This window comes from Segeticoccus rhizosphaerae (assembly GCF_009192725.1).
Classification (GTDB): Bacteria; Actinomycetota; Actinomycetes; order Actinomycetales; family Dermatophilaceae; genus Segeticoccus; species Segeticoccus rhizosphaerae.
Window position 1 is genome coordinate 1 of record NZ_VOHR01000165.1, and the last position, 8,544, is coordinate 8,544.

Annotated in this window: 8 protein-coding genes; all 8 read left to right on the forward strand. The window is 71.1% G+C overall.

The features are described 5' to 3' along the window. Positions 1 to 604, forward strand: a 604-nt coding sequence (locus tag FRW57_RS13325) for a vWA domain-containing protein (RefSeq protein ID WP_152186202.1), incomplete at its 5' end; no start/stop codon positions are given. Continuing rightward, positions 597 to 1,781 carry an XdhC family protein gene (locus FRW57_RS13330; RefSeq protein WP_152186203.1) on the forward strand — a complete coding sequence of 395 codons (1,185 nt, stop codon included), beginning with the start codon at positions 597 to 599 and terminating at the stop codon, positions 1,779 to 1,781. The genes FRW57_RS13325 and FRW57_RS13330, both read left to right, overlap by 8 nt. Positions 1,782 to 1,925: 144 nt before the next feature. Continuing rightward, entirely contained in the window at positions 1,926 to 2,396 is a 471-nt protein-coding gene (locus FRW57_RS13335) for a (2Fe-2S)-binding protein (protein WP_152186204.1), read from the forward strand. Beyond that, positions 2,393 to 4,894, forward strand: coding sequence for a xanthine dehydrogenase family protein molybdopterin-binding subunit (locus tag FRW57_RS13340; protein WP_152186205.1), 2,502 nt, complete (start codon positions 2,393 to 2,395; stop codon positions 4,892 to 4,894). The genes FRW57_RS13335 and FRW57_RS13340 overlap by 4 nt, the downstream gene beginning before the upstream one ends. Then, complete coding sequence (locus tag FRW57_RS13345; RefSeq protein ID WP_152186206.1) at positions 4,891 to 5,742, forward strand: FAD binding domain-containing protein; 852 nt, start codon at positions 4,891 to 4,893, stop codon at positions 5,740 to 5,742. Before FRW57_RS13340 ends, FRW57_RS13345 begins: the two co-directional genes overlap by 4 nt. 3 nt (positions 5,743 to 5,745) lie before the next feature. Beyond that, entirely contained in the window at positions 5,746 to 6,480 is a 735-nt protein-coding gene (locus FRW57_RS13350) for an SRPBCC family protein (RefSeq protein ID WP_137122414.1), read from the forward strand. 65 nt (positions 6,481 to 6,545) lie between these two features. After that, the gene (locus FRW57_RS13355) at positions 6,546 to 7,832 is read left to right on the forward strand and encodes a M16 family metallopeptidase (protein ID WP_137122415.1); all 1,287 of its coding nucleotides are present in this window, start codon (positions 6,546 to 6,548) and stop codon (positions 7,830 to 7,832) included. Next, positions 7,829 to 8,544: M16 family metallopeptidase (locus FRW57_RS13360; RefSeq protein ID WP_162529356.1), on the forward strand; the 716-nt coding region annotated here is incomplete at its 3' end. The genes FRW57_RS13355 and FRW57_RS13360, both read left to right, overlap by 4 nt.

Consider the following 8,544-nt stretch of genomic DNA (forward strand, 5'->3'; position numbering starts at 1 on the left):
CCGCACGCTGCGCGACCAGCTCGGCCGTGCCGGCGAGCCCGGCCCGCTGCGCCGGCGGCGTCGGCAGACCCGTCCCCGCCGGGTCGTGTTGCTGCTCGACGTCTCCGGGTCGATGGAGCCGTATGCCGACTCGCACCTGCGCCTGGCGCACCGGATGCTGCGCGTGGCGCCGAGGGGGGTCGAGGTCTTCACCATCGGCACCCGGTTGACCCGGGTGACGCCCGCGCTGTCGTTGCGTGACCCGGACGCGGCCCTCCGGGCGGCGGGGGCGAGCATCCCCGACTGGTCCGGCGGGACCCGGCTGGGCGAGGTGCTGCGGGCGTTCTGCCTGCGTTGGGGCCAACGCGGTCTCGCCCGGGGAGCGGTCGTGGTGATCGCGTCGGACGGCTGGGAGCGGGGGGACCCGGGGCTGTTGGGGGAGCAGGTGGCCCGGCTGCACCGGCTCGCGCACGCGGTGGTCTGGGTCAACCCGCACCGCGGGCAGGAGGGCTATCGGCCCGTCCAGGGCGGTATCGCCGCCGCCCTCCCGCACGTCGACCGGCTCGTGGCCGGTCACTCGATGGCGTCGTTCGCCGAGCTCTTGGAGGTGGTGGCTCATGCGTGAGGTCCTGTCCGAGCTGATGCAGTGGTGGAGCACTGGTGAGAACGCGGTGCTCGGCACCGTCGTGGGCACCTGGCGGTCGGCGCCGCGCCAGCCCGGAGCGTCGATGCTGGTGGGACCGGACGAGACCGTGGTGGGGTCGGTCAGCGGGGGCTGCGTCGAGGGTGCGGTCTACGAGCTCGCCCGTGAGGTGGCGCAGCGCGGGACTCCGGAGCTGGTGCGCTACGGCGTGAGCGACGACGACGCCTTCGCCGTGGGCCTGACGTGTGGCGGCATCCTCGACGTCTTCGTCGAGAACATCTCTCCCGAGACGTTTCCCGTGCTCGACCAGGTCGCGCAGGACATCGATGAGGGCCGTCCCGTGGCCGTCGCGACCGTGGTCGAGCACCCCGACCCCGGCTGGCTCGGCCGCCGGCTGGTGATCCGCCCGGTGCCACCCGGCGACGACGGTGGGGACGATGCCGCCCATCCACAGGTGCACCGCGGGGTCGTGGTGACCGGCACCCTGGGGTCGGACCGCGCGGACGGGGCGGTGGCCGACGACGTCGCCGGCCTGTTGGCGAACGGGCGCAACGAGCTGCTCACCTACGGACCGGACGGGCAGCGCCGGGGCGAGGGGATGCGGGTGTTCGCAGCCTCCTACGCGCCACCCCCGCGGATGCTCGTGTTCGGGGCAATCGACTTCGCGGCGGCGGTGGCACGGGTCGGCTCGTTCCTCGGCTATCGGGTCACCGTGTGCGATGCCCGGCCGGTGTTCGCCACCGCGACCCGCTTCCCGGGGGCGGACGAGGTCGTCGTGGAATGGCCGCACCGCTACCTGAGGGCACAGGCCGAGGCGGGCTCCCTCGACAACCGCACCGTGGTCTGCGTGCTGACCCACGACCCGAAGTTCGACGTGCCGCTGCTGCAGGCCGCGCTCGAGCTGCCGCAGCTGGCCTACATCGGCGCAATGGGCTCGCGCCGCACCCACGCCGAGCTGGCCGAGCAGCTGCGGGAGATCGGTGTCACCGACGATCAGCGGTCCCGGATCAGCAGCCCGATCGGGCTCGACCTCGGGGCCCGCACCCCCGAGGAGACGGCCATCTCCATCGCCGCCGAGATCATCCAGCTGCGCTGGGGCGGCAGCGGCTCCCGTCTGGCAGCGACGGAGGGCCGGATCCACCACGACACCGTGCCCTGAACGGCTGCCCCCCCAAACGGTTTTCATCGTTCCCCTTGTATTCGGTGGGCAGGGGCGGTTGGGTGAGAGCCACACGGGTCCGGTCCGGCGTCGCCACGGAACGGCTCCTGCCCGGTCCTCGGCGACGATGGAGGGTAGGTAGGGATGACCCGCATCACGATGACCGTCGATGGTGTCAGCTACACCGACGACGTCGAGAACCGCACGCTGCTCGTGCAGTACCTGCGCGAACAGCTGGGCAAGACCGGCACGGTGGTGGGTTGCGACACCACCAACTGCGGGGCCTGCACGGTCCATCTCGACGGACGCAGCGTGAAGTCCTGCACCGTGCTGGCGGTGCAGGCCGACGGCCACGAGGTCCGGACGGTGGAGGGACTGGCGACGGACGGTGAGCTCGCCCCGATCCAGCAGGCCTTCCACGACTGCCACGCCCTGCAGTGTGGCTTCTGCACGCCCGGGATGATGATGCAGTCGCTCGACCTGCTGGCCGAGAACCCCGATCCCACTGACGAGGAGATCCGGGAGGGACTCGAGGGCAACATGTGTCGTTGCACGGGCTACCAGAACATCGTCAAGGCGGTCCGGCAGGCTGCCGGAACGGGGGCACAGTCATGACGGCCGTCGACGAGACCACGACGGCTCCGGCCGCGGAGATCGGCTCTCCACGCAAGCGCAAGGAGGACCAGCGGCTGATCACCGGGCGCACGCGCTACACCGACAACATCACCCTGCCCGGCATGCTGCACCTCGGCATGGTGCGCAGTCCCCTCGCGCACGCCACGATCACCGGTATCCACACCGACGATGCGAAGGCCTCACCCGGCGTGGTGGCCGTCTACACCGGCGCCGACCTGGCCGCGGCGCACGGCAGCCTGCCCAACGCCTGGCCGGTCACTCCGGACCAGAAGGCCCCGGAGCACCACGCGGTGGCCGTCGACCGGGTCGCGTTCGCCGGCGAGATCGTCGCCGTGGTCGTCGCACGCAGTCCCCGGGAGGCGCGGGACGCGACCGAGCTGGTCGAGGTGGACTACGACGACCTCGAGCCGGTGCTGGACCTGGAAGCGGCGGCCGCGGGCCCGCCATACGCACATCCTGATCTCGGCACCAACGAGTCGGCGACCTGGATCTTCGACTCCGCCGAGGCGGGCACCGGCTCCGACGTCGAGGCGGCGATCGACCAGGCACGCGGCGACGGCGTGGTGATCGAGCGCACCTACCGCCAGCAGCGGCTGATCCCCGCGTTCATGGAGCCCCGGTCGACCGTGGTCGACCCCACCAGCGAGCAGATCACCATGTGGTCGGCGACCCAGGTGCCGCACATCCTGCGACTCATGCTCGCGCTGACCTGCAACATCTCGGAGAGCAAGCTGCGGGTCATCGCCCCGGACGTCGGCGGCGGGTTCGGCGGCAAGCTCCAGGTGACCCCGGAGGAGGTGACCACGCTGCTGGTGGCGAACCGGCTCGGCAAGCCGGTGAAGTACACCGAGACCCGCAGTGAGTCGCTCGTGGCCGGCCACCACGGACGCGACCAGGTGCAGCGGCTCACCCTCTCGGCGACCAAGGAGGGCATCGTCACAGGCCTCAAGGTCGACCTGCTGGCCAACATGGGTGCCTACCTGGGTCTGGTGACCTCGGGGGTGCCGGTGCTCGGGGCGTTCATGTACAACTCGATCTACAAGTTCCCGGCCTATCGGTTCACCTGTCACAACATCTTCACCAACCTGACGTGGACCGACGCCTACCGCGGCGCCGGACGTCCGGAGGCCACCTTCGCCATCGAGCGGCTGATGGACGACCTCGCGGCGGAGCTCCAGATGGACCCGATCGAGCTGCGGCGCAAGAACTGGATCCGCCACGAGGAGTTCCCCTTCACCACCGTCGCCGGTCTGGAGTACGACAGCGGCAACTACGAGGCCGCGACCGACAAGGCACTGGAGCTCTTCGGCTACGACGAGCTGCGGTCGGAGCAGCAGCGGCGCCGGGAGTCGAACGACCCCGTCCAGCTCGGTATCGGCACGTCGACCTTCACCGAGATGTGTGGCCTCGCCCCCTCACGGGTCCTCGGCTCACTCGCCTACGGCGCCGGCGGCTGGGAGAACGCCCAGGTCCGGATGCTGCCCTCCGGCAAGGTCGAGGTCGTCACCGGCGCGAGCGCCCACGGCCAGGGGCACGAGACGGCGTGGAGCCAGATCGTGGCCGACCGGCTCGGCGTCGCGTTCGAGGACGTCGAGGTCCTGCACGGCGACACCCAGGTCTCGGTCAAGGGGCTGGACACCTATGGATCGCGCTCGCTCTCGGTCGGCGGCATCGCCGTGGTCAAGGCCGCGGACAAGGTGATCGAGAAGGCTCGCCACGTGGCCGCCCACCTGATGGAGGCGAGCGAGGACGACCTCGAGTTCTCCGGTGGCCGGTTCAGCGTCAAGGGCACCGACAAGGGGATGGCGATCGGGGAGATCGCGCTCGCCGTCTTCGCCGCACACAACCTGCCCGACGGGATGGAGCCCACGCTGGACTCCGACGCCACCTACGACCCGGTCAACTTCTCCTTCCCGCACGGCACCCACCTCGCGGCGATGGAGGTCGACACCGAGACCGGCGCGGTGAAGCTGCGCAAGTACGTCTGCGTCGACGACGTCGGGATCGTGGTCAACCCGCTCATCGTCGAGGGCCAGGTCCACGGCGGACTGGTGCAGGGCATCGCCCAGGCGCTCTTCGAGGAGGCTGTGTATGACGACCAGGGCACCCTGGTCACGGGGTCCTTCGTGGACTACCTCGTGCCGAGTGCCGCGGACGTGCCCGACTTCATCACCGATCGCACCGAGACCCCGTCGACCACCAACCCGCTCGGGGTCAAGGGGGTCGGGGAGGCAGGCACCATCGCCTCGACCCCGGCGATCGTCAACGGCGTGCTGGACGCGATCCGGCACCTCGGCGTGCAGGACCTCACCATGCCGTGCACTCCCAGTCGGGTCTGGCAGGCACTGCAGTCGCGTGAGCAGGGTGAGCCGGCGTCGGTGCAGCCGACCAACCCCGAGCAGACCTCGGGCAACCTCAACAGCAGCGGGGTCATCAGTCCCGAACAGGGCCCCCGGACCGAAGGCGGTGCGTCATGATCCCCGCGGCGTTCGACTACCACGCGCCCACGAGCGTCGAGGAGGCTCTCCGGCTGCTCGCCGAGAGCGGTGACGACGTGAAGGTGCTGGCTGGAGGACAGAGTCTCCTGCCGGTGCTCAAGCTGAGGCTCGCTGCCCCCGAGGTCGTCGTCGACCTCGGGCGCATCGACGCGCTGCGGGGTGTGCGGGAGGACGGGGAGGCCCTCGTCATCGGCGCCATGACGCCGCACCACGAGGTCGCGTCCGACCCGCTGGTCCAGCAGCACGCCCTGTTGCTGCGCGAGGCGACACGCACCGTCGCTGATCCGCAGGTGCGCCACCGCGGCACCTTCGGTGGTGCCCTCGCCCACGCCGACCCGGCCGGTGACCTGCTGGCGCCGTGCCTGGCCCTCGACGCCGAGTTCGTCATCGCCGGGCAGGGCGGCACCCGCACGGTCGCGGCAGCCGACTTCTTCCAGGACTACTTCACGACGGCCATCGACGACGGCGAGATCCTCACCGAGGTGCGCGTGCCCAAGCACACCGGGTGGCGGGCCCACTACGAGAAGTTCTCACGCGTCGCCCAGCAGTGGTCCATCGTCGCGATCGCCGTGACGCTTCGCTCCGAGGGCGGCACGATCAGCGAGGCCCGGGTGGCCCTGACCAACATGGGCACGGTGCCGATCCGTGCGACGGCGGCCGAGCAGGCCCTGGCGGGCGTGGCCGCGACACCGGAGGCGGTCGCCCAGGCAGTCGCGGGAATCGCCGAGGGCACCGAGCCCCCGAGCGACCTCAACGGCGACGCCGACTACCGGCGGCACCTCGCCACCGTGCTGGCGCGCCGGGCGGTCCTGGCGGCGGCGGGCTGAGGCATGGACCTGGAGCACCGGTTCACCGTCGGCACGAGCGTGGAGGAGACCTGGGCCGCCTTCAACAACCTGGAACGGGTGGCGCCATGCTTCCCCGGCGCCACCCTGACCTCGGTCGACGGAGACGAGTTCCGCGGCTCCGTCAAGGTCAAGCTCGGCCCGATCGCCTTGCAGTACAACGGCACCGGCCAGTTCGTCGAGCGCGACGAGGCGAGCCGTCGGGCGGTCATCGAGGCCAAGGGCCGCGACAAGCGGGGCAATGGCACGGCGGCGGCGACGGTGACCGCCCGTTTCAGCCCGGATGACGCGGGCACGCTGGTCGAGGTCACCACCGACCTGGCGATCACAGGCAAGCCCGCACAGTTCGGCCGCGGTGTCATCCAGGACGTGAGCGACAAGCTGCTCGGCCAGTTCGTCACCTGCCTGCAGGACAAGCTGGGCGGCGGGTCCACCGAGGGCGAGGCCGTGACCGAGGGCGCCACGGAAGCGTCTGAAGCGGCTGAGGCGGACGGCATACCGGCATCGGCGACCGCCCCACCGTCTCCGGCTGCCCCGTCGCCGGTCGCACCTGCACCACCGAGGCAGGCGCGCGCGCCGGAGCCCGCACCGGACGTCCAGCTGGACCTGTGGAGCACCATCGCGCCGGTGCTGGCCAAGCGCTACGCGCCGCTGGTCCTCACCGGGCTCGGTGGGCTGGTCGTCGGGATCCTGCTGGGACGTCGGCGCAGCGGCGCCTGAACCGATCAGCCGCCGCGGCGGACGGGTGAGGCAGCGTCCCGCGAGCGGTCACCTATGGTGGGCAAATGCCGCTGGACTATCCCATCGCCGAGCGCACCCTCCCGGGTGGACTGCGCGTCATCGTCTCCGAGGACCACACCGTCCCGGCCGTCACCGTCAACCTGTGGGTGGGGGTGGGATCCCGCCACGAGAGCGAGGGCCGCACCGGGTTCGCCCACCTCTTCGAGCACCTGATGTTCCAGGGCTCGCGCCAGGTCGAGAGCGGAGAGCACTTCTCGGCGCTGATGGCGCAGGGCGGGCGGCTCAACGCGACGACCTGGTTCGACCGCACCAACTACTTCGAGACGGTGCCCAAGGGCGCCTACGAGCTCGCGCTGTGGTTGGAGGCCGACCGGCACGGTTACCTGCTCGATGCGGTCAACCAGGACAACCTCGACAACCAGCGCGACGTGGTCAAGGAGGAGAAGCGGCAGCGCTACGACAACCAGCCCTACGGCAACGCCCTGATCGACATCTACGCCACCGTCTTCCCCAAGGGCCACGCCTACCACCACCCGACCATCGGGTCGATGGAGGACCTGGACGCCGCCAGCCTCGAGGACGTGCACGCCTTCTACCGCCGGCACTACACGCCGGACAACACGGTGCTGACCCTCGTCGGAGACCTCACTCCCGAGGAGGGATTCGCTGCGGCAGAGCGGTATTTCGGGCCGTTGCCGGCCCGGTCGGCGCCCGTCGCCATGCCCACCGAGCCGTTGGCCCCCCTCACCGAGCCGGTGCGCGAGGAGCGGGTCGAGGACGTCCCCAACGACCGCCTGCACCTCGCCTTCCGGCTCCCGGTCGACGACACCCCCGAGTTCTTCGCCTCCGCCCTCGCCCTGGACGCGCTGGCCGGGCTGGCGACGTCCCGGCTCTACCAGCGACTGGTGCGCCGGGAGCAGGTCGCGACGAACGTCTCGGCCCACGCGATGGGTCTGGTCGACGGGGTCTCGCTCGGCTTCATCGGCATCGACGTGGCCGAGGGGACCAGTGCCGACGACGTCGAGGCGACGGCCATGGCCGAGCTCGAGCGGTTCGGCGATGACGGGCCGACCGCCGTCGAGATGGAGTCCGCCCTGGCCGACAGCGAGCGGTCGTGGCTGTCCGCGCTGGCGAGCCAGGAGGAGCGCGCCGACCTGATCAGCCACCACGCGCTGCTCCAGGGAGACGCGCATTACGTCAACACCTACCTGGACCGGCTGGCGGAGATCACGCCGGAACAGGTGCGTGACGCCGCTCGCCGCTGGTTGCAGCCGCGATCGGCCGCCGTCGTGGCCTACCTCACCACGAGCACCGAAGGAGTGAGCCGATGAGCGCCCAGCCGACGAGGACCGAAGAGCTGGTGCCCCGGCCGCAGGTGAGCGACCCGGAGCCGTGGGCGTTCCCCGCGAGCACCACGACGAAGCTCGACAACGGACTGACCGTCGTGGCCTACGACGTGCCGGGGCAGTATGTCGTGTCGGTGCGCCTCGCCGTCCCGGCACCACTCGCCGCCGAGCCCCGCGAGGTCGAGGGCGTGGCGGGCATCATGTCCCGCACCATGGACGAGGGCACGAAGCGGCATACCGGGGAAGAGCTGGCGGAACTGTTGGAGCGCAAGGGGATCGCGCTCGGGGCCGGCATGGCCGAGACCGGACTGCTCGTGGACGTCGACGTCGCCCAGCGGCACCTGGGTGCGGCCCTCGAGCTGCTGGCCGAGTGCCTGAGCGAACCCGTCTTCCCGGAGGTCGAGGTGTCCCGGCACGTCAGGACCCGGCTGGCCGAGATCGACCACGAGCGCGCCATCGGGAGTGCACGCGCCGCGATGGAGTTCATCAAGACCTACTTCGAGTCCGGAGCGCGGGCGTCCCGGCCCGCGGGGGGCACGAGGGAGACGGTGGCCGCGATCAGGCGGGCGGACGTCGCGGCCTACCACGCGGCCCACGTGCGTCCCGACGGCGCGACCCTGGTGGTGGCCGGCGACCTGGCCGACCTCGACCTGGCGGCGGAGCTCGAGCGCAGCATGGGCTCCACCGCCAGGTCGAG

What these genes read in the sequence shown, in the direction of transcription:
- FRW57_RS13335 (WP_152186204.1), top strand. Translation starts at nt 1,926, where the DNA reads ATGACCCGCATCACGATGACCGTCGATGGTGTCAGCTACACCGACGAC.
- FRW57_RS13340 (WP_152186205.1), top strand. Translation starts at nt 2,393, where the DNA reads ATGACGGCCGTCGACGAGACCACGACGGCTCCGGCCGCGGAGATCGGC.
- FRW57_RS13345 (WP_152186206.1), top strand. Translation starts at nt 4,891, where the DNA reads ATGATCCCCGCGGCGTTCGACTACCACGCGCCCACGAGCGTCGAGGAG.
- FRW57_RS13330 (WP_152186203.1), top strand. Translation starts at nt 597, where the DNA reads ATGCGTGAGGTCCTGTCCGAGCTGATGCAGTGGTGGAGCACTGGTGAG.
- FRW57_RS13355 (WP_137122415.1), top strand. Translation starts at nt 6,546, where the DNA reads ATGCCGCTGGACTATCCCATCGCCGAGCGCACCCTCCCGGGTGGACTG.
- FRW57_RS13350 (WP_137122414.1), top strand. Translation starts at nt 5,746, where the DNA reads ATGGACCTGGAGCACCGGTTCACCGTCGGCACGAGCGTGGAGGAGACC.